General features: G+C 70.7%; 22 protein-coding genes. 15 read left to right on the forward strand and 7 right to left on the reverse strand.

All coding sequences use genetic code 11. From position 1 onward, the window contains the following. Nucleotides 1-3: 3 nt before the first annotated feature. Genes C8P66_RS03535 through C8P66_RS03565 form a run of 7 tightly spaced genes read left to right on the forward strand, consistent with a single transcriptional unit; the run spans nt 4 to nt 7,143 of the window. The gene (locus C8P66_RS03535) at nt 4-1,344 is read left to right on the forward strand and encodes an extracellular solute-binding protein (RefSeq protein WP_111396767.1); all 1,341 of its coding nucleotides are present in this window, start codon (nt 4-6) and stop codon (nt 1,342-1,344) included. Then, nucleotides 1,341-2,255 (forward strand): carbohydrate ABC transporter permease, encoded by a 915-nt coding sequence (locus C8P66_RS03540; RefSeq protein WP_111396768.1) that lies wholly within the window; start codon nt 1,341-1,343, stop codon nt 2,253-2,255. Before C8P66_RS03535 ends, C8P66_RS03540 begins: the two co-directional genes overlap by 4 nt. After that, a complete protein-coding gene (locus C8P66_RS03545; RefSeq protein ID WP_111396769.1) occupies nt 2,255-3,073 on the forward strand; it encodes a carbohydrate ABC transporter permease in 819 nt (272 codons plus the stop codon). Before C8P66_RS03540 ends, C8P66_RS03545 begins: the two co-directional genes overlap by 1 nt. Beyond that, nucleotides 3,070-4,119 carry an Ldh family oxidoreductase gene (locus C8P66_RS03550; protein WP_111396770.1) on the forward strand — a complete coding sequence of 350 codons (1,050 nt, stop codon included), beginning with the start codon at nt 3,070-3,072 and terminating at the stop codon, nt 4,117-4,119. The genes C8P66_RS03545 and C8P66_RS03550 overlap by 4 nt, the downstream gene beginning before the upstream one ends. Next, nucleotides 4,119-5,045 (forward strand): isopenicillin N synthase family dioxygenase, encoded by a 927-nt coding sequence (locus tag C8P66_RS03555; protein ID WP_111396771.1) that lies wholly within the window; start codon nt 4,119-4,121, stop codon nt 5,043-5,045. The genes C8P66_RS03550 and C8P66_RS03555 overlap by 1 nt, the downstream gene beginning before the upstream one ends. A gap of 35 nt (nt 5,046-5,080) precedes the next feature. Continuing rightward, on the forward strand, nt 5,081-6,187 hold the full coding sequence (locus C8P66_RS03560) for a glycosyltransferase family 4 protein (protein WP_111396772.1): 1,107 nt from the start codon (nt 5,081-5,083) through the stop codon (nt 6,185-6,187). Continuing rightward, complete coding sequence (locus tag C8P66_RS03565) at nt 6,184-7,143, forward strand: glycosyltransferase family 9 protein (RefSeq protein ID WP_111396773.1); 960 nt, start codon at nt 6,184-6,186, stop codon at nt 7,141-7,143. The genes C8P66_RS03560 and C8P66_RS03565 overlap by 4 nt, the downstream gene beginning before the upstream one ends. On the opposite strand, the gene C8P66_RS03570 is transcribed toward C8P66_RS03565, so the two are convergent. Further along, on the reverse strand, nt 7,075-7,905 hold the full coding sequence (locus C8P66_RS03570; RefSeq protein ID WP_158537080.1) for an NYN domain-containing protein: 831 nt from the start codon (nt 7,903-7,905) through the stop codon (nt 7,075-7,077). The genes C8P66_RS03565 and C8P66_RS03570 overlap by 69 nt on opposite strands. A gap of 128 nt (nt 7,906-8,033) precedes the next feature. On the opposite strand from C8P66_RS03570, the gene thrS reads away from it, so the two are divergent. Continuing rightward, on the forward strand, nt 8,034-9,974 hold the full coding sequence (thrS, locus tag C8P66_RS03575; protein ID WP_111396775.1) for a threonine--tRNA ligase: 1,941 nt from the start codon (nt 8,034-8,036) through the stop codon (nt 9,972-9,974). Nucleotides 9,975-10,175: 201 nt separating this feature from the next. Continuing rightward, a complete protein-coding gene (infC, locus tag C8P66_RS03580; RefSeq protein WP_111396776.1) occupies nt 10,176-10,688 on the forward strand; it encodes a translation initiation factor IF-3 in 513 nt (170 codons plus the stop codon). Here infC and C8P66_RS03585 read toward each other — a convergent pair. After that, a complete protein-coding gene (locus C8P66_RS03585) occupies nt 10,666-11,484 on the reverse strand; it encodes a DUF6065 family protein (RefSeq protein WP_111396777.1) in 819 nt (272 codons plus the stop codon). The two genes, infC and C8P66_RS03585, sit on opposite strands and share 23 nt — an antisense overlap. A 63-nt stretch (nt 11,485-11,547) precedes the next feature. Next, complete coding sequence (locus C8P66_RS23730; protein WP_158537081.1) at nt 11,548-11,712, reverse strand: hypothetical protein; 165 nt, start codon at nt 11,710-11,712, stop codon at nt 11,548-11,550. Between the two features lie 227 nt (nt 11,713-11,939). On the opposite strand from C8P66_RS23730, the gene C8P66_RS03590 reads away from it, so the two are divergent. Then, a complete protein-coding gene (locus C8P66_RS03590; RefSeq protein ID WP_111396778.1) occupies nt 11,940-12,209 on the forward strand; it encodes a hypothetical protein in 270 nt (89 codons plus the stop codon). 75 nt (nt 12,210-12,284) lie between these two features. After that, a complete protein-coding gene (locus tag C8P66_RS03595; RefSeq protein WP_146422697.1) occupies nt 12,285-14,255 on the forward strand; it encodes a hypothetical protein in 1,971 nt (656 codons plus the stop codon). 4 nt (nt 14,256-14,259) lie between these two features. Here the strand turns inward: C8P66_RS03595 and C8P66_RS03600 are convergent, their stop codons facing one another. Both C8P66_RS03600 and cysK read right to left on the reverse strand, forming a co-directional pair. Then, nucleotides 14,260-16,455 carry a glycosyltransferase gene (locus C8P66_RS03600; RefSeq protein WP_111396780.1) on the reverse strand — a complete coding sequence of 732 codons (2,196 nt, stop codon included), beginning with the start codon at nt 16,453-16,455 and terminating at the stop codon, nt 14,260-14,262. Between the two features lie 76 nt (nt 16,456-16,531). Further along, nucleotides 16,532-17,503 (reverse strand): cysteine synthase A, encoded by a 972-nt coding sequence (cysK, locus tag C8P66_RS03605; RefSeq protein ID WP_281271332.1) that lies wholly within the window; start codon nt 17,501-17,503, stop codon nt 16,532-16,534. A gap of 66 nt (nt 17,504-17,569) precedes the next feature. Between cysK and C8P66_RS03610 the strand changes: the two genes are divergently transcribed. From C8P66_RS03610 to cysE, 4 genes are all read left to right on the forward strand, one after another. Continuing rightward, nucleotides 17,570-18,022: an RrF2 family transcriptional regulator gene (locus C8P66_RS03610; protein WP_111396782.1), complete on the forward strand. Its 453-nt coding sequence runs from the start codon at nt 17,570-17,572 to the stop codon at nt 18,020-18,022. Between the two features lie 118 nt (nt 18,023-18,140). Next, the gene (locus C8P66_RS03615; RefSeq protein WP_111396783.1) at nt 18,141-18,770 is read left to right on the forward strand and encodes a peroxiredoxin; all 630 of its coding nucleotides are present in this window, start codon (nt 18,141-18,143) and stop codon (nt 18,768-18,770) included. Beyond that, entirely contained in the window at nt 18,770-19,786 is a 1,017-nt protein-coding gene (locus C8P66_RS03620; protein WP_111396784.1) for a cysteine synthase A, read from the forward strand. The genes C8P66_RS03615 and C8P66_RS03620 overlap by 1 nt, the downstream gene beginning before the upstream one ends. Before the next feature lie 17 nt (nt 19,787-19,803). After that, on the forward strand, nt 19,804-20,463 hold the full coding sequence (gene cysE, locus C8P66_RS03625) for a serine O-acetyltransferase (RefSeq protein ID WP_111396785.1): 660 nt from the start codon (nt 19,804-19,806) through the stop codon (nt 20,461-20,463). A gap of 1 nt (nt 20,464) precedes the next feature. Here the strand turns inward: cysE and C8P66_RS03630 are convergent, their stop codons facing one another. After that, on the reverse strand, nt 20,465-20,644 hold the full coding sequence (locus C8P66_RS03630) for a hypothetical protein (RefSeq protein WP_111396786.1): 180 nt from the start codon (nt 20,642-20,644) through the stop codon (nt 20,465-20,467). Next, complete coding sequence (gene cobA / locus C8P66_RS03635) at nt 20,641-21,426, reverse strand: uroporphyrinogen-III C-methyltransferase (RefSeq protein WP_245903192.1); 786 nt, start codon at nt 21,424-21,426, stop codon at nt 20,641-20,643. Before cobA ends, C8P66_RS03630 begins: the two co-directional genes overlap by 4 nt. Between the last annotated feature and the right edge of the window lie 101 nt (nt 21,427-21,527).

Genomic DNA, 21,527 nt, shown 5'->3' on the forward strand with positions numbered 1-21,527 from the left:
AACATGAACCCGACCGAATGGATCACCCGTCGCGGCGTGCTCGGTGCGACCACGGCCCTGCTGGCCGCCCCCCCCATGATCGAGACGGCCAACGCCCAGTCGGGCTTCGACTGGCGCCGGTTCCGGGGCCAGCGGATCGAGGTCAGCCTCACGCAGAATCCGCGCAGCCAGATCCTGATCTCGAACCAGCGCGAGTTCGAGGAGATGACCGGCATCAGCGTCGGCGCGGAGGCGATCCCGGAACAGCAGCACCGCCAGAAATTCGCCATCGAGTTCACCTCCGGCCGGCCCTCCTTCGACGTGGTGGGGATTTCGCTGCATGTCTCCAAGCTGCAGATCGGCCGCGCCAAATGGTGCACCGACCTCACACCGATGATCCAGGATGCCAGCCTGACGGCGCCGGATTTCGATTTCGCCGATTACGGGCAGGGCATCGTGGAGTATGCGCGGCAGGCGGATGGCCGGCTGGATACGCTGCCGGAGTTCACCGACTACTTCATCATGTATTACAACAAGGAGCTGCTGGCGGCAAAGAACCTCGGGGTGCCGCGCAGCTTCGACGAGATGGTCGACTCCGCGCGCAAGCTGACCGACCCCTCGCGCCAGATCTATGGCAATGTCGGACGGGGCCTGCGCAATGCGAATGTCGTGCTCTGGACGCAGTTCCTGCTCGGCACGGCGCAGAAGGACACGCTGAACGCGCAGCGCCAGCTGATCACCGACACCCCCGATGCGATCGAGGCCGGGCGCATCTACCAGACACTGATGCGCGACTGCTCCCCGCCGGGCTCGGTCGGCTTCAACTGGAACGAATGCCAGACGACCTTCATGCAGGGCCGGGCGGCGATGTGGATCGACGGCGTCGGCTTCGCCGCGCCGCTGGAGGACCGCACCCGCTCCCGCGTCGCCGGCAAGGTCGGCTATGCGGTGGTGCCGCGCGGCTCGGCCTCGCATCACTGCTGCATGTTCGGCACCAGCTTCGGCATCGCCGAGGCGTCGCAGAAGAAGGGCCCGGCCTGGCTCTATCTGCAATGGGCCTCGGGCAAGGCGAACCAGCTGCGCTACCTCACGGGTGGGGCCGGCTCGCCCGCCCGCACCAGCCCCTACCGCAATGAGGAGGCGATCAAGGCGAGCCGCTTCCCGCGCGACTTCTTCGACACGCTCGTCGAAAGTGCCGCGATCAGCCGCCCCGGCCTGCCGATCATCCTGCCGGTGACGGAGTTCCGCGACACCATCGGCACCGCGCTCACCAACACCATCGGCGGTGCCGATGTCGCGACCGAGTTGAAGCGCGCGACCGACGCCTTCCGCCCGATCCTGGAGGCGTCGGAGCGGGCCGCATGAGCATCGCCCTCTCGGGGGTCGCGGCGGCGGGGGCCAATCCCCGCCGCCGCAACTATGCGCGCCACTACTGGTGGTTCGTCGCGCCCTGCGGCGTTGTGGTCTTCGCGACCATCCTGTTTCCCTGGGTCTTCACCCTGTTCATGTCGGTGCATGACTGGAAGCTCGGCGGTGGGCGCAGCTTCATCGGACTCGCCAACTACCAGCGCCTGTTCACCGATGAGCGCTTCGGCTGGGCGGTGCTGCGGACGCTGTATTACACCGCGCTGGCGGTGGTCTTCCCGATGCTGCTCGGCACCGCGGCGGCGCTGGCCTTCAACCGGAAATTCCCCTTGCGCGGGCTCGCGCGGGCCATCTTCATCCTGCCGATGATGGCGACGCCGGTGGCCGTTGCTCTGGTCTGGACCATGATGTTCCATCCGCAGCTTGGCGTGCTGAACTGGCTGCTGACCAGCATGGGGTTGCCGCCCAGCCTTTGGGTCTATGACGCGAACACGGTGATCCCGACGCTGGTGCTGGTCGAGGTCTGGCACTGGACGCCGCTCGTGATGCTGATCGTGCTCGGCGGGCTCGCGAGCCTGCCGGTCGATCCCTATGAGGCCGCGAAGATCGATGGTGCCACGCCCTTGCAGGTGCTGCGGCACATCACCTTGCCGCTGCTCGCACCCTTCCTGATCGTGGCGCTGATCATCCGCACCATCGATGCGCTGAAGGCCTTCGACACCATCTACGTCATCACCCAAGGGGGGCCGGGAACCTCCAGCGAGACGATCAACATCTTCCTCTACCTGAACGCCTTCGCCTATTACAACATGGGCTATGCCAGCGCGGTCGTGGTGGTGTTCTTCCTCATCATCGTGGCGCTGGCGATGCTGCTCCTCTGGGCGCGGCAGCATTTCAAGGATGCGGCGTGATGCGGCGCTGGCTGGGCCGTATCGGCTTCGGCGCCTCGGTGCTGGTGCTGATCTCGCCGGCGCTGATGGTGTTCCTGTGGATGCTGTCGCTGTCGCTGAAGAATGAGCTCGACAACACCGACTTCCCACCGATCTTCATCCCCAATCCGCCGGTCTGGACGAATTTCATCGCGGTGTTCGAACGCAACGACTTCCTGGGCCAGGCCTGGAACAGCGTCGTGGTCTCCTTCTCCGCAACCGGCCTTGCGGTGCTGTTCGGCGTGCCCGCAGGCTACGGCATCGCGCGGATGCGGGCGACGCGGGCGGCGGTGCTGATCCTGATCGCGCGGATCACGCCGGGGCTCTCCTACCTGATCCCGCTGTTCCTGCTGTTCCAATGGATCGGGCTGACCGGGACCCTCGCGCCCATCGTCATCACCCACCTCGTCATCACCGTGCCGATCGTGGTCTGGATCATGATGGGCTTCTTCGAGGGGCTGCCGCCGGAGCTGGAGGAAGCCGCCATGGTCGATGGCGCCACCATCTGGCAGGCCTTCTGGCATGTCGCGGTGCCGCTGTCGCGACCGGGGGTGACCGTCGCGGTGATCCTCTCCTTCATCTTCTCCTGGAACAACTTCATCTTCGCGATGGTGCTGGCCGGCCGCAACTCGCGCACCCTGCCGGTCGCGGTGAACAACATGCTGACCTTCGAGCAGATCAGCTGGGGCCCGCTCGCCGCCGCCGCCTTGCTGGTGACGCTGCCGGTGCTGCTGTTGACCCTGCTCGCCCAGAAACAGATCATCGCCGGCCTGACCACGGGAGGCGTAAAGGGCGGATGATGCGGTTCGAGGTTGTTTCATTGATCTCCACGGTGGCGGCGCTCTTCGCCAAGGAGGGCCTCTCCCCCGATCGCGCGCTGGACATGGCGGAGGTACTGGTCGAAGGCGACCTGCTCGGCCATGACACGCATGGGCTGGGGTTGATGGCGCCCTACCTCGATGCGCTGCGCAGCGGTGGGATGACCGCCGAGGGCGAGCCCGAGATCATCGCCCAGACCCCGGTCGCCGAGACCTGGGACGGCCGCAAGCTGCCCGGCCCCTGGCTGGTCCGCCGCGCCGTGGCGCGGGCCGAAGCCATGGCCGAGGTCTTCGGCCTCGGCTGCGTGGTCATCAAGCGAGCGCATCACATCGCCTGCCTCGCCGCCTATCCGGAGCCAGTGGCCCGCGCCGGCAAAATGCTGCTGCTCGTCTCCTCCGATCCCGCCACAGCCTCGGTCGCGCCGGCGGGCGGGATCGCGGCGGTGATGACGCCGAACCCGCTGGCAGCGGGCTGGCCGACCGGGGAGGGGCCGCCGGTCATCCTCGACGTCTCCATGTCCTACACCACCAATGGCATGAGCGGCCGGTTGAAGGCGGCGGGGGGCGTCTTCCCGCATCCCTATCTGCAGGATGCCGAGGGTGTGCCCACCAACGATCCCGCCGTCTTCGGCGCCGGCGGCACCTTGCTGCCGCTCGGCGCACCCGGCGCGCCGCACAAGGGCTTCGCCCTCGGCCTGCTGGTGGAGGCGCTGACCAATGCCCTCGGCGGCGAGGGCGGCCGCGCCGATGTGCCGGGCGGCTGGGGGGCCGCCGTCTTCGTCCTGGTGCTGGACCCGGCACGCTTCGGCGGCACCGAGGCCTTCGCGCGGGAGGCCGGCTGGCTTGCCGAGACCATCCGCACCAGCCCCGCCCCCGCCGGCCAGCCGGCGCCGCGCCTGCCGGGCGAACGCGGGCTCGCACGAAAGGCCGAGGCCCTGCACAGCGGCGTCGCCCTGCATCCCTCGCTGCCGCCGATCCTGGCCGAGCGCTGCGCTGCGGCGGGCGTGGTGATGCCGGACCCGATCTGATGGCCGAGGTGCCGGTGCTCGATGTGTCGGGGCTGGCATCGCCCGATCCCCTGGCGCGGCGGGCGGTCGCGGCCGCGCTGGGGGCGGCCTGCCGGGGGCGGGGCTTCTTCCTCGTCACCGGCCATGGCATCCCCGAGGCGCTGCGCGCCGGGTTGTTCACCGCCGCCCGCGCCGTCTTCGCGCTCCCGGCCGAGAAAAAGGCCGCCCTCTCCATCCGCCGCTCGCCGCATAACCGCGGCTGGGTGGCGCTGGCCGAGGAGCGGCTGGCGGCCGGCCAGGCCCCGGATGTGAAGGAGGCCTTCAACATCGGCCTCGATTTCGCGCCGGATCATCCGGAGGTGATGGCGGGCGCGCCCTTTCGCGGGGTGAACCTCTGGCCCGATTTGCTGGGGTTCCGCACGGCGACGCTGGCCTGGTTCAACGCCGCTTGGGACTTGGGGCGGCTGCTGCATCGCGGCTTCGCGCTGGACCTCGGCCTGGCCGAGACCTTCTTCGAGGACAAGCTGGACACCCCGCTCGCGACCCTGCGCCTGCTGCGCTACCCGGGCGGCGGCGACCCCGCGCTGCCTGGCGCCGGCGAGCATACCGACTATGGCAATGTCACCGTGCTCGCGACCGATGGCGTCGCGGGGCTGGAGGTGAAGCGGCGCGGCGGCGGCTGGGAGGATGTGCCCCAGATCCCGGGTACCCTGGTCTGCAACATCGGCGATTGCCTGATGCGATGGTCGAACGGGGTCTATGCCTCGACCCCGCACCGGGTACGGATGCCGGCGCGGGAGCGGTTCTCCGCCGCCTTCTTCCTGGACCCGAATCCCGATGCGGTGGTCGCCGCCTTGCCCGGCACCGGCATCCCGCGCTGGCCCGCGACGACGGGTGCCGCCTATCTCAAGGAACGGCTGGACGCGACCTACGCGCACAGGGGTTGATGACGCCGGCGGCGGGCCCGACTACGAACACGGCCATGTCCCGCCCTCCCGCCATCCTGCAAGTGCTGCCCGCCCTGGTTTCGGGTGGCGTGGAGCGCGGTACCGTCGAGATCGCCGCGGCCCTGACCCGCGCCGGCTTTCGCGCTTTCGTCGCCTCGGCCGGCGGGCCGCTGGTCGCGGCGGTGGAGGCGGCGGGGGCCACGCATGTCACTCTGCCGCTCGGGGCCAAGGCTCCTTGGGCGATCGCCGCCAATGCCGCGGCGCTTGCGGCCCTGGTGCGGTGGGAGGATGTGGCGATCCTGCATGCCCGCTCCCGCGCCCCCGCCTGGGCCGCGCTGCTGGCGGCGCGGCGGACCGGTGCCCATTTCGTCACCACCTACCATGGCGCCTACAACGAAGGTTTTTGGGGCAAGCGCTTGTACAACTCGGTTATGGCGCGAGGTGAGCGGGTGATCGCGATCAGCGCTTTCATCCGTGATCTTATTATCGAGCGTCATCACATTGATTCATCACGCATTCACTTGATCCCTCGCGGCGTGGACCCGGCGCTGTTCGACCCGACCCATATGCGTCCCGAACGCTTCGGCCTCCCGCCCGGCACACGCATCGTGCTGCTCCCCGCCCGGCTGACGCGATGGAAGGGGCAGGAGGTGGCGGTGCGCGCCCTGGCGCTGCTACCGCCCGAGGTGGCGCTGGTGCTGGCGGGCGGCGATGCCGAGGGTGCCTTCGCCGCCGAATTGCGCGGGCTCGCGGCCGGGCTGGGCGTCGCGGAGCGCCTGCATCTGGTCGGGCTGCGCCCCGATCTGGCCCCGGCCCTGGCCGGCGCGGACATAATCCTGCATGCCAGCACTGACCCAGAAGCCTTTGGCCGGACAGTGATCGAGGCCCAGGCGATGGCGAAGATCGTCATCGCCTCGGACCTCGGCGCCCCGCGTGAGACGGTGGCGGAGGGCGTCACCGGCTTCCGCATCCCCCCCGGTGACCCTGCCGCTCTGGCCGCCGCCATCGCCCGCGTGCTGGCCATGCCGGCCGAGGCACGGGCCGCGATGGGGGCCAGCGCGCGGGAAGCGGTGCTCGCCCACTACACCACCGCGGCGATGCAGGCGGCGACGCTGGATGTGTATCGGGAGCTGCTCGCATGAACCGCCCGATCCTGGTCATCAAATTCGCAGCCCTCGGCGATGTGGTGCAGGCCTTCGGCCCCTTCGCCGCCATCCGCGCGCATCATCCGCGCCAGAAGATCACCCTGCTGACCACGCCCCCCTATGCCGATCTGCTGGCCGGCAGCCCCTGGTTCGACGCCTTCCGCACCGATGGCCGCCCGCCGTGGCGGGATCTGCGGTCGGTCGCACGGCTGGCGCTCTGGCTGCGGCGCCAGGGATTCGCGCGGATCTATGATCTGCAGACCTCGGGGCGCTCCTCGCGCTACCGGATATTCGTCGGCACCAGGCCTGAGTGGTCGGGCATCGCCATCGGCGCCAGCCACCCGCATGCCAATCGCGCCCGAGACCGGATGCATACGGCGGACCGGCAGCGCGAGCAGTTGGAGATGGCGGGCATCACGCGCTTCCCCGAACCGCAGCTGACCTGGCTGGCGAGCGACGTGTCGCGCTTCGCCCTGCCGCCCCGCTATGCGCTGCTGGTGCCCGGGGCCTCGCCGGGGCGGCCGGGCAAGCGCTGGCCGCTGGAGCATTTCGTCGCACTCGCGCGCCGGCTGGAGATGCCGGTCGCGGTCGCCGGCAGTGCCGCCGAGGCGCCGCTGGCCGCCGCCATCGGCGGCATCGACCTGACGGGCAAAACCTCGCTGCGCGAATTGGCGACGATCGCGCGCGGTGCCGCGCTCTGCATCGGCAATGACACCGGCCCCGTGCATCTGGCCGCGGCGATGGGCGCGCCGACCCTGGCTTTGTTCGGGGCGGACAGCGACCCCGCGCTCTGTGCGCCGCGTGGCCGGTCGGCGGCGGTGCTGCGCGCCTGGCCGATCGCCGCCATCACGCCGGACCAGGTGCTGGCACGGCTGCGAGGGGGGTCACCCTTCCTCGGCGACCTCGACCCAGCCGCCGCCCTCGCCGGGGATGCGGCGCAGCCCGGCGGCTAGGACCAGCGCCTCCAGCGAACCGGTGCCGAAATAGTCGCTGTCCCGAAGCGAGATGCCGAGCCGCTCGGTCGCGAGCTTACCCAGGGCCGGCAGATGCAACCGCCCGCTCCGCGCCACCATCTCGCGCAGCCGCGCGATGGAGGTGGGGTCCTCCGCCATCGGGTCGGGCTGGACGAAGCCCTTGTCCTTGTTCTCCCTCCAGCCGAAGGCGCCGGCCGCGAATTCATCCAGCGCGATCACCTGATCCGCCGATTCCCGCATCGCCGAGGCCAGCGCCGGATGCGCCAGCAGCAGGCAGCGCCGGTCCCGCGCCCGCAGCCGGTGCAGCAGCGGCAGGAAATCGCTGTCCGAGGTCGCCAGGATCACGTCATCCGGCGGCACCTCGCCGGCAATGGCGTCCAGCACGTCGATCACCATCCGCACATCGGCGGCGTTCTTGCCGCGGGTGAGGCGGGGGCAATCCACGACCTCGAAGCCGGCCTCGGTGAAGGCGCCGCGGAAGCGGCTGAAATAGACCCGGGGATGCTGCCCCATCTCGGCAAAAGGCCCGTCGGGGCGGGTTTCGACCCAGCCGCCGGGGTTCATGTAGCAGCGCAGCGCCAGCATCCGCCGCCGCGTCCTCGGCCCGCAGAGCCAGTCCCGCCAACGCAGCGGCGTGGTGGCGAAGGCATGGGACAGCGCCTCGTCCTGCTGGTGCAGGAGGGAGAAGACATTGTCGAAATCGAGGTAGAGGCAGGCGCGGGCTGGGGGAGCTTCGGACATGGCCCAATCTGCCCCGCCGTGGGGCCGCGTGACAATCATGGCGGCCAGCCCTGCCACGCGCGCGCTTGACCGCGGCCCCGCCGCTGGCCAAATCACCGCCCCAAGCCATTTCAAGGTCACGCAACGCCATGCTCGCGATCACTTTGCCCGACGGTTCCGTCCGCCAGTTCGACGGGCCGGTGACGGGCACGACGATCGCCGCCAGCATCGGGCCGGGCCTGGCCAAGGCCGCGCTGGCCATGGAGGTCGATGGGCTCGCCCGCGACCTGTCGCAGGTGATCGACGCCGACGCCGCCGTGCGCTTCATCACCCGCCGCGACCCCGAGGCGCTGGGGATGATCCGCCACGACGTCGCCCATGTGCTGGCCGAGGCGGTGCAGGCGCTCTACCCCGGCACCCAGGTCACCATCGGGCCTGCGATCGAGAACGGCTTCTATTACGACTTCGCGCGCAACGAGCCCTTCACCCCGGCCGATTTCCCGGCGATCGAGGCGAAGATGCGCGAGATCATCGCGCGCAACGAACCCTTCGTGCGCGAGGAATGGCCGCGGCATGAGGCCATCGCCTTCTTCCGCGAGCGCGGCGAACGCTACAAGGCCGAGCTGATCCAGGACCTGCCGGCCGGGGTGCCGATCAGCATCTACCGCCAGGGCGAATGGCTCGACCTTTGCCGCGGCCCGCATATGCGCGGCACCGGCGATGTCGGCTCCGCCTTCAAGCTGACCCGGGTGGCCGGCGCCTATTGGCGCGGTGATCACCGCAACGCCATGCTCAGCCGCATCTACGGCACCGCCTGGCGCGACCAGAAGGAGCTGGACGCCTACCAGCTTCAGGTCGAGGAAGCCGAGAAGCGCGACCATCGCAAGATCGGCCTGCACACCGGCCTGTTCCATTTGCAGGACGAGGCGGTCGGCAGCGTCTTCTGGCACCCCAAGGGCTGGAAGCTTTACCGCACCGTCGAGGATTACATGCGCCGCCGCCTGGACGCCTCCGGCTATGCCGAGGTGAAGACGCCGCAGCTTGTGGACCGGCGCCTGTGGGAAGCCTCCGGCCATTGGGAGAAGTATCGCGAGCACATGTTCCTGGCCCGCGTCGAGGACGAGGCCGAGCATGAGCGCGTGATGGCGCTGAAGCCGATGAACTGCCCCTGCCATGTGCAGATCTTCAACCAGGGCATCCGCTCCTACCGCGACCTGCCGATGCGCATGGCAGAATTCGGCGCCTGCCACCGCTACGAGCCCTCGGGCGCGCTGCACGGCATCATGCGGGTGCGCGCCTTCACCCAGGATGACGCGCATATCTTCTGCACCGAGGCGCAGATCGCCGATGAGACGGTGGCCTTCGTCGATCTGCTGTCCTCGATCTACCGCGACCTCGGCTTCGACAGCTTCGTGGTCAAATTCTCCGACCGCCCCGCCAGCCGTGCCGGCAGCGATGCGGTCTGGGACCAGGCCGAGGGCGCGCTGAAGGAAGCCTGCGCCGCCGCCCGCGTGGGGTACGAAATGAATCCGGGGGAGGGCGCCTTCTATGGCCCCAAGCTCGAATTCGTCCTCCGCGACGCCATCGGTCGGGACTGGCAATGCGGCACGCTCCAGGTGGATTTCGTGCTGCCCGAGCGGCTGGACGCGCTCTACACCGCCGAGGATGGCAGCCGCCGCCGCCCGGTGATGCTGCATCGCGCGATCCTGGGCAGCTTCGAGCGCTTCCTCGGCATCCTCATCGAGCAATATGCCGGGCGCTTTCCGCTCTGGCTGGCGCCGGTGCCGGTGGTGGTCGCGACCATCACCGAGGAGGCCGCGGCGTATGCGCTGGAGGTTGTCGCCGCCCTCCGCGCCGCCGGCATCGCGGCCAATGCCGATGTCCGCAACGAGAAGATCAACCGCAAGGTCGTGGACCACATCGAGCAGCGCATCCCGGTGCTGGCGGTGATCGGCAAGCGGGAGGCGGAGGAGCGCAAGCTCGTCCTGCGCCGCCTGCCCGGGCGGGAGCAGGAGACGCTGCCGCTCGCCGAGGCCATCGCCTTGCTGGCCGCCGAGGCGACGCCGCCGGATCTCCGCCGGCCGGCCTGACCGTTTCGGACAAATCCCCGGCAAGGGGCGTCCTGACGGGGCGCCCCGAATCCGCCGGATCGGGCCAGGGGGATTGCCCCCGGCCTTCCTCCACCCCATACAGATATGTTGCATGTGGTAGCCAAACTCGGCTATCGCGCGCCTCAAGAACGTCCACCACGACAGGAGACCACCCTGGCCCGAGGCCCTTCACCCGCCCAAATGCCGACCCGCGACGGTCCGCGTGTCAATGAGGATATCCGTGTGCCGCAGGTGCGGCTGATCGACGAAGAAGGCGAGATGCTCGGCGTGATGAGCGCCTATGACGCGCTCCGCCGGGCTTACGACGTCGGTCTTGATCTGCTCGAAATCTCGCCGAACGCGGTCCCGCCGGTCTGCAAGATCACCGACTACGGCAAGTTCAAATACGAACAGCAGAAGAAGGCCAACGAGGCCCGCAAGAAGCAGAAGGTCGTCGAAATCAAGGAAATCAAGGTTCGTCCGAACATTGATGACCATGACTACGAAGTGAAGATGCGCTCGGCGAAGTCGTTCATCGAGGATGGCGACAAGGTGAAGGTCACGCTCCGCTTCCGCGGCCGCGAAATGGCGCACCAGGATCTCGGCGTGAAGGTGCTGGAGCGGATTCGCGTGGAATTGGGCGAGGCCGTGAAGGTCGAGCAGATGCCGCGCCTGGAAAACCGCCAGATGATCATGGTGCTGGCGCCGAAGTAACGGCAGCCAGCCCCAACCGGGCGGCATGGTGGAAGGGGCAGCTTCGCGCGTCTTCCGCCCGCCGCCTTTTTCTTGCGGCGATGGCATAGTGGCCGGGACGGTGCTCCGCCTCCCGCGCCGGCACGCCCACGGCGGCGTCGTAGCCCGCCCAATCCATCTCCGAAAATCCCTCGACCATCTGCGCGCCATTCAGCCAGGCCTCGGCATAGGCCGGGCGCGGCACCGGCTGCGCCAGCGCGATCGGCCATTCGGGGCGAAGGGTCACGACCTCATTGGTGCGGGTCAGGCGCAGGTTGAGGAACAGCGGGCCGAACCAGGCATCGGTTTCGACCAGCCCCTCGAAGGCATCCAGCCCAGGCGCGGGCGGCAGGTTCGGCGGACGCCGCAGCAGCAGGCTCCAGCCCGGGGCGCTTTGCGCCATCAGCCCGGTCCAAAGCTGCACCACCCCCGATTCCGGCAGGGCGGTCAGCAGCGGGGGCGAGAAGCCCTGCAACGCCGGCGGGGCGGCGGCATCGAAGACATCGGAAAATCCCGGGAATTGCGCGGCATCGTCCAGCGCCATCCAATCCTCGTTGACGGTATCGCATTGCCACCAGATCCGCTCCCCATCCCACATCAGCCGCAGGCAGGTCGGCGGAAATAAATGCCAGCCGAGGCCGGCGGCCGTCGTCGCCGCCTCGCAATAGCGCCAGGCGCGGATGGGCAGCGTGCCCAGGCCCGAACGATCGGCGCGCGCCGGCGGGCGCTGCCCCGGCAGCAGCGCGTGAAACCTTACGGGGGGTGTCGGTTGGGACATCTGTCTTAGGCTCCACGGCAATGGGCCCCGGGGGATGGCGCGCCATCCCCCGGGAAAACGCACTCAGATCCGGCGCAGCCCGGCGCCGAGGCGGATGCGGCCGCTATCGCGGACCGAGGCGGGAACCGGCGCCGGCACCGCCTGGCGGCGCAGCCCCGCACCAAGGCGAACCTTGCCGGAATCGGCGATGATGCGGGGGAGGGGCGCGGGGATCGGGGGGGTGGCCATCGGGGGGAGGCTCCATCGCTTGCGCGGACCGCGGGGGTGCTGTCCGGCCCTCTCGATCTAGGGGGCCGGCTCCACGTCGTCAAGGAATAAAAGCTCTATACGGTGCAAAAGCCTAACCCATCAGGCTGGAAGTCCTTGACATGGGTTTCACGCGCCGCCACCCGGTTCTCACGCGTCATCCGCCCGGCGCTCGGCAATGCTGCGGCATCGGAATGAGGAGCAGGGCGATGGATGTTTGGCGTGGCGCGCATCAGGGGGCGGTTCGCTCCGGTGGCGTGGCGGGGGAGGTGCTGCTGATGGAGGTGCTGCGTGCCGCCCGCACCCTGCTGAGCCTTCAGGAACGCAGCGGCATCCTGGCGCGCGCGGCGGGTTCGGTGCCACCGAGCCTCTCCGATGCCATCGAGCGGGACTTCCTCACCTTCGAGATGCAGGACGCATTCGGCGCCTTGCGTGAGACCGTCGCCGCCGCCGATGCGGTCGCGATGCCGCGCGGATAGCGCCTGTTCGCGCCGGGGGCCTGGCCCTCCGGCCGCCTCGGTGGACAGCGCCCCCCCGCGCGTTACGCTCGCGGGATGGCAGAGGCCTTATCGTCCCGTACCGAGCTGACACGACTGCGGCTGGTGCTGTTCGGCCCGATGGAGGCCTGGGGCCCCGGCGCCGCGACGGTGCTGCCGCGCGGCCGCAAGACGCAGGCGCTTCTGGCCTTGCTTGCCATCGAGGCAGCTCCGGTGCCGCGACGGCGCCTGGCGGCGATGCTCTGGAGCCGGGTCGGCGAGGAGCAGGCGCGGGGCAGCCTGCGCCAGGCGCTGTTGGAACTGCAATCCGCACTCGCCCGCATCCCCGGGCCGCCGCTGCTGCGCGCCGAGCGGGAGGAGGTGATGCTCGACCCCGCCGCGCGCTGGGTCGATGCCGAACAGGTCATGGCCGCCGATGCCGGCCATCCGGCCGCACTCGATCTGATGCGCGCGCCGCTGCTGCCGGGGCTGGACGGGCTCGATCCCGCCTTCGACCACTGGCTCGCGGCCCGGCGCACCGGGCTGGCGGCGACCGCGACCGGCCTTGCCCGGCTGCTTCTGGCACGCAGCCCGGGGGAGGCCGCGGCGCGCCGGTTGCTGGCGCTGGATGCGCGGGACGAGACTGCCGCGGCGTTGGTCATTGCCGCCCGTGTCGCCGCCGGTGACGCGGAGGCGGCGCGGGCCACCCTGGCCGCGCTGCGGGCCGCGCTGCTGCCGCTCGGGCGGCAGCCGTCGCCGGAGATCGAGGTGCTGCTGCTGCCGCGGGCCGCCAATGATCCGGCCCCGCCGCCCTCAGAGCCGCAGCGCCTCCCCGCCCGCCGCGGTGCCCGGCTCGGGGTGCTGCCGCTGACGGCGGGGCCGGGCGCGGAATGGGTCGCCGGGGCGCTGGCCGAAAGCCTTACCGCCGCCCTGGCGCGGTTCCGCTGGCTGTTCCTCGCCGATCCCGCATCGCTGGCGGCGGCGGTGCGGCAGGGTACGGCGGGGCCGATCGCGGCGGCGCGGGGGGCGGGGCTCGACCTGGCGCTCTCGGGGCAGGTGCAGGGCGGCGCGCGGCTGCGGGTGTCGCTGCGCCTGACCGATCTGCGCCCGCCCGAGACCGTGGTCTGGGCCGAAAGCTTCGAGGCCGTGCCGGCCGAGCTTGGCGGGCTGGAGGAGGGGATCGCCGCCGCCGTGGTCGCCCGCGTCGATCCCGAGCTGCTGCTGCTGGAGGCACGGCGGGCCAGCGCCGCGCCGCACAGCGACCCCTCCTCCTATGAGCTGCTGCTGCGGGCGATCCCGGGGCTTGCGGCGCTGGACCGGCCGGGGTTCGAGGCCTCGGGCCAGTTGCTCGCCCGCGCCTGCGCCGCCGATCCCGGCTTCGCCTCGGCCCAGGCCTGGCATGCCGCCTGGCATCTGTTCCAGGTCGGCCAGGGCTGGGCGCCGGACCAGGCCAAGGCGATGCTGAAGGCCGAGGCGCTGGCGCGGCGGGCGATCGCGCTGGACCCGGCCGATGCCCAGGCGCTGACCATCTGCGGCCATGTCCGCGCCTATCTGCACCATTTGCCCGAGGAAGGGGCCGCACTGCACGACCGGGCGCTGGCGCTGAACCCGAACCTCGCCATGGCCTGGGTGTTCTCAGGGCTCGCCGAGACCTATTGCGGCCGGCATGAGGAGGCGCTGCGCCGCCTCGCGCGCTACAAGGCGCTGGCGCCGCTGCATCCCTTCGCCTTCTTCTTCGACGCGGCGGCGCTGGTGCCGCTGATGCTGCTGCGCCGCCATGCCGAGGCCGCCGTGGCCGCCCGCGCGGTCTGCGAGCTGAACCCGGTCTTCTCCTTCCCCCTGCGGCCCTGGCTCGCCTGCCTCGGGCATCTGGGGGATGCGGCGGCGGCGCGGGCGGTGCGCGGGCGGCTGCTGGCGCTGGAGCCGGGGCTGACCATCGCCGCCGCGATGCGCCGCGCGCCGCTGCGCCCGCCCGATGCCGAGCATTACATCGAGGGGCTGCGCCGCGCCGGGCTGGAAGAAGGGCTCGCGGAGAAAGGCGTGGCCTGAGCCCTCACTGCGCCTCGGCCATCCTCGTGCTGGTCCGCAGCGATTCGACATAGGCGAGCCGCGACAGCAGATCATCGGCGCGACAGAGCATCACCCCCCTCAACCCAATCCCGATGCTGCGGATGTCATCGGTGCCAAGATCGGACAGGCGAATACCGGGGCCGGTATCCAGGTCGAGATGCAGGAACTCCGCATCCTCCAGCTCCGGCAACTCGAAGGCGAAGGTGAGGTCCGGACCCGGATGGATGGGGATCTCGGTGCCGATCCCCCGATTGCCGGCGCGCGCGGTGATCCGTAGCGTGAGGGCGAGCGGCGGCGGGCGAATGTCGAGGTAGAGCCGCAGCGGCGCGCCGAGCAGGGCCGCGGGCAGCGGCACGGCGACCGCGGCCGGGCCCGGCCGCGACCAGACCCCCCAATTCTCGGCGGGAAACCAGCCATTCCCGTCCCGAAGCCGATCGGCGAGGGCCAGCGACAGCTCCGGGCGGCTCGAACGGCTGAGCACGGTCGGGTAGCGGTACCCGGCCTCGATCTTCGGCTGCGGCAGGGTGAGCTCGGGCAGCGCCCGCACCGCCTCCAGCACCCCAAGCGTCAGATCCGACCAGGAGCGCATTTTCGCATCGGCCAGCCGGGCCGTGGCGGCCTCCAGCGCGGCCGGGTCCAGCATCAGCGGCTCTAGCACGGCGACCAGATCGGGCTCGCTGCGCGGGGTGAAATACGCCGCCCAATCGCCGCCCGCCTCGATCAGCGAGGAGTGGCGCGGCACCACCGGCACCTTGCCATGGGCGATGCTCTCGGTGACCGGCAGGCCCCAGCCTTCGTAATGGGTGTTGTAGACGGTGAAGGCGCAGGCGCCGTAGAGCGCGGCCAGCGCATCGTCGGAGATCTCCCCGGTCAGCACGACATGGCGGCGCAGCTGCGGCGATTGCGCCAGCAGGTCGAGTGCCGCCTGGGCGTGCCAGCCCTGCCGTCCGGCGCAGACGAGGCGCGGGATGCGGGCCGGCCCGTGCTTGCGCAGCAAGGTCAGCCAGGCCGAAAAGACCAGATGATGGTCCTTGCGGCTTTCGATCGTCGCGCAGAACAGGACGAAGGGCTCGCCCGGCCGCAGGCCCTGGACTTCGGCGAGGGCGATCGCTGCCGGGGCCGCGCCACGCGGATCGGCGTCGAGCAGGATGACGCTCCCCTCCAGCCTATGGCCGGGCAGCAGCCGCGCCAGATGCCGCGTGACATCGGCGCGGGTATTCTCCGAATTGCACAGGAAGCCGGAGGCATGCAGGCCGAAGCCCGCAAACCAGCGCGCGTAATCGCGCACCATGTCGCCGAGGCAGTGTTCCGGCACTTCCAGCGGCACGCAATCATGCACGAAGGGCAGCCAGCGCACCCCCGCCGTCTGGATCGCCCAGCGCAGCCCCCGGTAATAATCGGGCATCCCGAAGGCGTTGCCGAGGTTGACCAGGACCGCCCCCGGCGCGAAGCGCATCGGCCCGGCCTTGGCGCGCGACAGATCCATCTGCTTCGTCGCCGCGACCCAGTCCGGGTCGTCGATCGTGGCCCCGGTGCGGGAAAGCGCGGCCAGGGCCGCGAAGCTGCCCCGGTCCACCCGGCGCCACAGCCCGACCCCGGGATCGAAGATGGCGAAGGCGATGGGCAGGCCGCTGGCCGCACCCGGCGGCAGGCCGCCCTCCAGCAGCGGGCCGAGGATGCCGAGGGTGACCCGCTGGATCCCGGTCGGCGTGCGGCGGACCCGGAAGTGGTCCAGCATGTCGGTGACGTCGAAGACCAGCTTCGGATCGGCCCCGCTTGGCCCCGGACGGCTCGGCTGCGGCATCCCGCGCGGCAGCAGCCGGGCGCTGGCCGCGGCCTCGAGGGCGGCTTCCGTATTGGCCGGATCAAGGACTGCGGCGTGGGCGTAGCGCAGGGCGGCCGCCTCCGTCCGCCCTTGCAGCTTCATCAGATGCCCGATCTGCAGCTGCAGGTCGGCGTCGTCGGGCGCCAGCGCCTCGGCGGCGGAATAGGCGGCCAGCGCGCTGTCGAACTGGCCATCCTCCTTCAGCGCATGGCCCTGCTGCACCAGGCTCCGCCAATCACCGGGATGGGCGGCGAGATGCTCGGCATACCCGGCTGCGGCGTCCGACCACTCGCCACGGTCGCGGGCGGCGTCGGCGCGCCCGAGGGGCGTGTCAAAGGCATCCGATCCAGACATTACGTACTCCCGCGACCAAGGGCATGTTTAAGCGCGATTGCGGGATTTTAGAACCGCCCAGGCCAGATCCCCCGCCTCACAGTCCGGCGAACAAGGCCGTGGAGAGGTATCGTTCCGCTCCCGACGCCGCGATCCCCACCACCAGCCTGCCGGCCATCGCCGGCTCCCGCGCGACCGCCACCGCGGCATGCAGCACAGCACCGGAGGAAATGCCGATCGCGAGGCCGTCCAGCCGCGCGACATGGCGCGCCATGGCCAGCGCATCGGCCTCCGCGACGCGCATCACCCCGTCCAGCAGGCCCAGTTCGAGCACTCCGGGGCGGAAGCCGGCACCGATGCCCTGGATACCATGCGGCCCCGGCTCGTCGCCTGAGAGCACGGCGGATTCGGCAGGCTCCACGCCCAGCACGCGCAGCCCGGGGCGCCGCGGCTTCAGGGCGCGGGCAAGGCCCGTTGCGGTGCCGCCGGTGCCGATGCCGCAGATGATGGCATCCACCGTGCCGGCGCTGTCGGTCCAGATCTCCTCGGCCGTGGTGGCGGCATGGGCGGCGGGGTTGGCGGGGTTGTCGAACTGGCGCGGCATCCAGGCCATATCCGTGCTGGACAGAATCTCCTCGGCCCGCGCGATGGCCCCGGCCATGCCGAGGGCGGCGGGGGTCAGCTCCAGCTCGGCGCCGAGCAGCCGCAGCATGCGTCGCCGCTCGATGCTCGCCCCCTCCGGCATGGTGACGATCAGCCGATAGCCACGGGCGGCGGCGACGGTGGCCAGGGCGATGCCGGTATTGCCCGAGGTCGGCTCGACCAGCACGGTGCGGCCGGGGGCGATGGTGCCCTCGGCCTCGGCGGCGCTGACCATGGCCAGGCCGATGCGGTCCTTGACGCTGCCGCCCGGGTTGAAGAACTCGCATTTCATGGCGATCCGCGCGGCCAGGCCAAGCTCGGCGGCGAGGCGCGGCAGCAGCACCAGCGGCGTGGCCCCGATCGTGTCCAGCACCGAGGCGAACATACGGCCCTGGCAGCGGGTTCGGGGGGCATCGTGAGGGGACATGGCGTCTGACATGGGGGCTGTGATACCACGGCCGGGCGGCGTGAAAAGAATGGGAGGCCAATCGCCATGCTGAAAAAGGAACGCGCCTGGCTGGCGGTCTGCATCATGCTGGATGTGGCGTTTTTCGCGGGGCGGGGCCGGACGGTGCCTGGGGCCGAGGTCGCCGACCGCCTGGGCGAATCCCGCCGGGGGATCGAGCCGGTGTTGCAGGCGCTGGCGCGCGGCGGGCTGCTGGCCAGTACGCGCGGCCCCAAGGGCGGCTACCGCCTCGCGCGGCCGGCGCGGGACATCGGGCTCGACATGATCACCCGGGCCATTGTCGATCCGGCCGATCCGGCCGACCCGGGGCCGGTGCCGGCCGGTGGGTTGCGGGCGCTGGTGGCCGAGCCGCTATGGACGGAACTGGAGGCCGGTCTGGAGAAGATCCTGGCCGGCATGACCCTGGCCGACCTGCTGGCGCGCGCCGCCGCGGCCGGGATGCAGCGCCCGGCCGCCGGCCCGTTGAACTTTGCCATCTGACGAACGATGTGCCGGCCGAGGATGCGCCGTGGCGCCTCGCGCCCCCGGCCCGGTGGAGTTGCGCGTAATTGACGTCGTGCTAGCGTGATAACCATAAACCCCAAGGAGGGCACACCAGATGACCATCCAGCTCGGGACTGTCGCGCCCGATTTCACCGCTGACACCACCGCCGGCAAGATTTCCTTCCACGATTGGTCCGATGGCAAATGGGTCGTGCTGTTCAGCCACCCCAAGGATTACACCCCGGTCTGCACGACCGAACTCGGCGAGGCCTCCCGCCTCAAGCCCGAATTCGACAAGCGTGGCGTCAAGGTCATCGGCCTCTCGGTCGATACGCTGGACCGCCATGAGGGCTGGGCCGCCGATATCGCCGAGACCACCGGCTCCGCCCTCAACTTCCCCATGATCGCCGATGCCGACCGCAAGGTGTCGGAGCTGTATGGGATGATCCATCCGGCGGCCGATCCCTCCGTCACCGTCCGCACCGTCTATGTCATCGATCCCGCGCATAAGGTGCGGCTGACGCTGACCTATCCGCCCAGCACCGGGCGCAACTTCCTGGAAGTCCTGCGGGTCATCGACAGCCTCCAGCTCACGGATCGCGCCAAGGTGGCGACGCCGGTGAACTGGCAGCCGGGCGACAAGGCGATCATCGTGCCGAGCCTGTCCGACGCCGATGCCAAGGAGCGCTTCCCCCAAGGCTGGGACGCCCAAAAACCTTATCTGCGTTGGGTGGACGTCGCCTGATGGCCGCGGCGGCGGTGGCCGAGGGGTTCTGGGGGGCGGTCGGCAATACGCCGCTGATCCGCCTCGCCGGCCCATCCGCCGCCACGGGCTGTGAGATCCTCGGCAAGGCCGAGTTCATGAACCCGGGCGGCTCGGTCAAGGACCGGGCCGCCCTGGGCATTCTCCAGGACGCGGTGATGCGCGGCCAGTTGGTGCCAGGCGAGCCGGGCACGGTGGTCGAGGGCACCGCGGGCAATACCGGCATCGGGCTGGCGCTGGCCGCCAATGCCCGCGGCTGGCGCAGCGTGATCGTGGTGCCGGAGACGCAGAGCCGCGAGAAACTCGACTTCCTGCGCATGATCGGCGCCGATCTGCGGCTGGTGGCACCCAAACCACTCTCCGATCCGGGGCATTACGTGAATGCCAGCCGGCGCATCGCCGAGGAGATGGCGGCGGCCGGCGAACGCGTGATCTGGGCCAACCAGTTCGGCAACCTCGCCAATCGCCAGGCGCATCGGGACACCACGGGCCCCGAGATCTGGGAACAGACCGGCGGGCGCATCGATGCCTTCACCTGCTCCTGCGGCACCGGCGGGACCCTGGCCGGCGTTGGCTTGGCGCTGAAGGCGCAGAACCCGGCAGTTCGGATCGTGCTGGCGGACCCGGCTGGCTCCGGCCTGTATTCCTGGGTCAAGACCGGGGAGATGAAGGCCGAAGGCTCCTCCATCACCGAGGGCATCGGCCAGTCGAGCAAGGTGCCGGGCAATCTGGAAGGCGCGCCCATCGACGACGCGGTGCGCATCGAGGACCCGGAGGCGCTGGAGCTCTGCTTCGAGCTGCTGTTGAAGGAAGGGCTGTCGATCGGGGGCAGCGCCGCGCTGAACGTCGCGGCCGCCATACGCGTGGCGAAGGCGATGGGACCCGGCCATGTGATCGTGACGATCCTCTGCGATGGCGGCGCCCGCTACCAATCCAAGCTGTTCAACCCCAGTTTCCTGAGGGAGCGCGGGTTGCCCGTGCCTGTCTGGTTGGCCTGATCGGCCGGGAGTCGCTTGTGGAAATCCTGGAACTCGCCCGCAGCATTCGCGCCCGCGATCCTGCCCGCCCGTCCTGGCCGGAGGCGATCCTCGCCTATGCCGGGCTGCATGCGGTGCTGTGGCATCGGCTGTCCCACGCGCTCTGGCGCATCGGGCTGCGCGGTGCCGCGCGCGTCACCAGCCATATCGCCCGCTTCCTGACCGGAATCGAGATCCATCCCGGCGCCTGCATCGGCCGCCGGCTGTTCATCGACCACGGCATGGGCGTGGTGATCGGCGAGACGGCGCAGATCGGCGATGACGTGCTGATCTATCACGGCGTCACCCTCGGCGGCCTTTCGGGCAGCCCGGGCAAGCGCCATCCCACGGTCGGCAACAGGGTCGTCATCGGCGCCGGGGCGCAGGTGCTGGGGCCGATCACCGTCGGCGCCGGGGCCCGCATCGGCGCCAATGCCGTGGTGGTGAACCCGGTGCCGCCCGGGGCCACCATCGTCGGCATCCCAGGCCGCGCGCCGCAGAAGGGTGGGGCGGATTGCGCCACCGCCGGCTACGGCCTGCCCGAGGGCGGCGCCGATCCGGTCGCCGAGGATATGGCGAGCCTGCGCGCCGAGGTCCGCGCGCTGCGCGCGGAGGTGACGGCGATCCGCGCCGCCGAGCGGGACCGCGAACGCGCCTGAGCTAAACACAAACCGCGCCCAGCACGGCCAGCGCGACCAGCACCGCCAGCGTCGCCCAGGCCACGCGGCGCGCGGAGTGCTTCGGCGCATCCTCGCCCCAGGGGTCATCGGAGGGCGGGATGTCGCTCGGCGGTGGCGGGCGGCGCGCCAGACCGGCGCGGAGGGCGAAAGCCGCGGTCATCGTGCGGCCCGCCGTGCGGCCGGGGCCAACAGCGGATCAGGCAGCGCCAGCGCCTGGCCGACCGCGGTGCCGATGACGATCAACGCGGGGCCGGGCAGGGCGCTGCGCTTGGCCGCCAGCGTGGCGGCGCCCAGGGTGGTGGTCAGGCTGAGCTGACCGGGCAGGCTGGCCTGGGCGATGACGGCGAGCGGCGTCGCCGCCGGCAGGCCGCCGGCCAGCAGCGCCAGCACCAGCGCATCCAACCGCGTCATCGCCATGAACACCACCAGCGTGCCGCCGGCGCGGGCCAGCGCCGCCCAGTCGTGCGGCGGCAATTCGCCCGTCTCGTCGTGCCCCGCGAGGAAGGTGACCGCGCCGGTCACGCCGCGCCGGGTCAGGGCGATGCCCGCCGCCGCCGGGGCGGCGAGCCCGGCCGAAACCCCCGGCACCACGCGCCAGGGGATGCCGGCCTCGGCCAGCGCCGCGGCCTCCTCGGCGCCGCGGGCGAAGAGGAAGGGGTCGCCGGCCTTGAGGCGCACCACGCGCTTGCCGGCGCGGGCGGCATCCAGCATGCGCGCGATGATCTTGGTCTGCGGCACCGGGGCGGCGCCCTTGCGCTTGCCGACATCCATCAGCGTGGCGTTCGGCCGGGCATGGGCGCGGGCGATGCGGGCAGGGATGTGGTCGTGCAACACGAGATCGGCGCCCCGGATCGCGGTGGCGGCCCGCAGGGTCAGCAGCCCGGGGTCGCCAGGGCCGGCACCGACCAGCCAGACCTCGCCCGGCGCCGGGGCATCACCCATCGCCAGAGTGGATTCGCTCCTGATACCCGAATCTGAAAATGTGGAATGCATGGAGATAATCCGTATTCAACGTTGTGTGGACGCTAATCTGTGATATCCCT

It is taken from the genome of Humitalea rosea (assembly GCF_003253705.1).
Classification (GTDB): domain Bacteria; phylum Pseudomonadota; class Alphaproteobacteria; order Acetobacterales; family Acetobacteraceae; genus Humitalea; species Humitalea rosea.

Bases quoted from the DNA above. Each gene is read 5' to 3' on its own strand.
- C8P66_RS03545 (WP_111396769.1), top strand. From the start codon at position 2,255: ATGCGGCGCTGGCTGGGCCGTATCGGCTTCGGCGCCTCGGTGCTGGTG.
- C8P66_RS03560 (WP_111396772.1), top strand. From the start codon at position 5,081: ATGTCCCGCCCTCCCGCCATCCTGCAAGTGCTGCCCGCCCTGGTTTCG.
- C8P66_RS03535 (WP_111396767.1), top strand. From the start codon at position 4: ATGAACCCGACCGAATGGATCACCCGTCGCGGCGTGCTCGGTGCGACC.
- C8P66_RS03570 (WP_158537080.1), bottom strand. From the start codon at position 7,905: ATGTCCGAAGCTCCCCCAGCCCGCGCCTGCCTCTACCTCGATTTCGAC.
- C8P66_RS03595 (WP_146422697.1), top strand. From the start codon at position 12,285: ATGGCAGAGGCCTTATCGTCCCGTACCGAGCTGACACGACTGCGGCTG.
- C8P66_RS03540 (WP_111396768.1), top strand. From the start codon at position 1,341: ATGAGCATCGCCCTCTCGGGGGTCGCGGCGGCGGGGGCCAATCCCCGC.
- C8P66_RS03585 (WP_111396777.1), bottom strand. From the start codon at position 11,484: ATGTCCCAACCGACACCCCCCGTAAGGTTTCACGCGCTGCTGCCGGGG.
- cysK (WP_281271332.1), bottom strand. From the start codon at position 17,503: ATGTCCCCTCACGATGCCCCCCGAACCCGCTGCCAGGGCCGTATGTTC.
- infC (WP_111396776.1), top strand. From the start codon at position 10,176: ATGCCGACCCGCGACGGTCCGCGTGTCAATGAGGATATCCGTGTGCCG.
- thrS (WP_111396775.1), top strand. From the start codon at position 8,034: ATGCTCGCGATCACTTTGCCCGACGGTTCCGTCCGCCAGTTCGACGGG.
- cobA (WP_245903192.1), bottom strand. From the start codon at position 21,426: ATGGGTGATGCCCCGGCGCCGGGCGAGGTCTGGCTGGTCGGTGCCGGC.
- C8P66_RS03555 (WP_111396771.1), top strand. From the start codon at position 4,119: ATGGCCGAGGTGCCGGTGCTCGATGTGTCGGGGCTGGCATCGCCCGAT.
- C8P66_RS03620 (WP_111396784.1), top strand. From the start codon at position 18,770: ATGGCCGCGGCGGCGGTGGCCGAGGGGTTCTGGGGGGCGGTCGGCAAT.
- C8P66_RS03615 (WP_111396783.1), top strand. From the start codon at position 18,141: ATGACCATCCAGCTCGGGACTGTCGCGCCCGATTTCACCGCTGACACC.
- C8P66_RS03550 (WP_111396770.1), top strand. From the start codon at position 3,070: ATGATGCGGTTCGAGGTTGTTTCATTGATCTCCACGGTGGCGGCGCTC.
- C8P66_RS03590 (WP_111396778.1), top strand. From the start codon at position 11,940: ATGGATGTTTGGCGTGGCGCGCATCAGGGGGCGGTTCGCTCCGGTGGC.
- C8P66_RS03600 (WP_111396780.1), bottom strand. From the start codon at position 16,455: ATGTCTGGATCGGATGCCTTTGACACGCCCCTCGGGCGCGCCGACGCC.
- C8P66_RS03565 (WP_111396773.1), top strand. From the start codon at position 6,184: ATGAACCGCCCGATCCTGGTCATCAAATTCGCAGCCCTCGGCGATGTG.
- C8P66_RS03630 (WP_111396786.1), bottom strand. From the start codon at position 20,644: ATGACCGCGGCTTTCGCCCTCCGCGCCGGTCTGGCGCGCCGCCCGCCA.
- C8P66_RS03610 (WP_111396782.1), top strand. From the start codon at position 17,570: ATGCTGAAAAAGGAACGCGCCTGGCTGGCGGTCTGCATCATGCTGGAT.
- C8P66_RS23730 (WP_158537081.1), bottom strand. From the start codon at position 11,712: ATGGCCACCCCCCCGATCCCCGCGCCCCTCCCCCGCATCATCGCCGAT.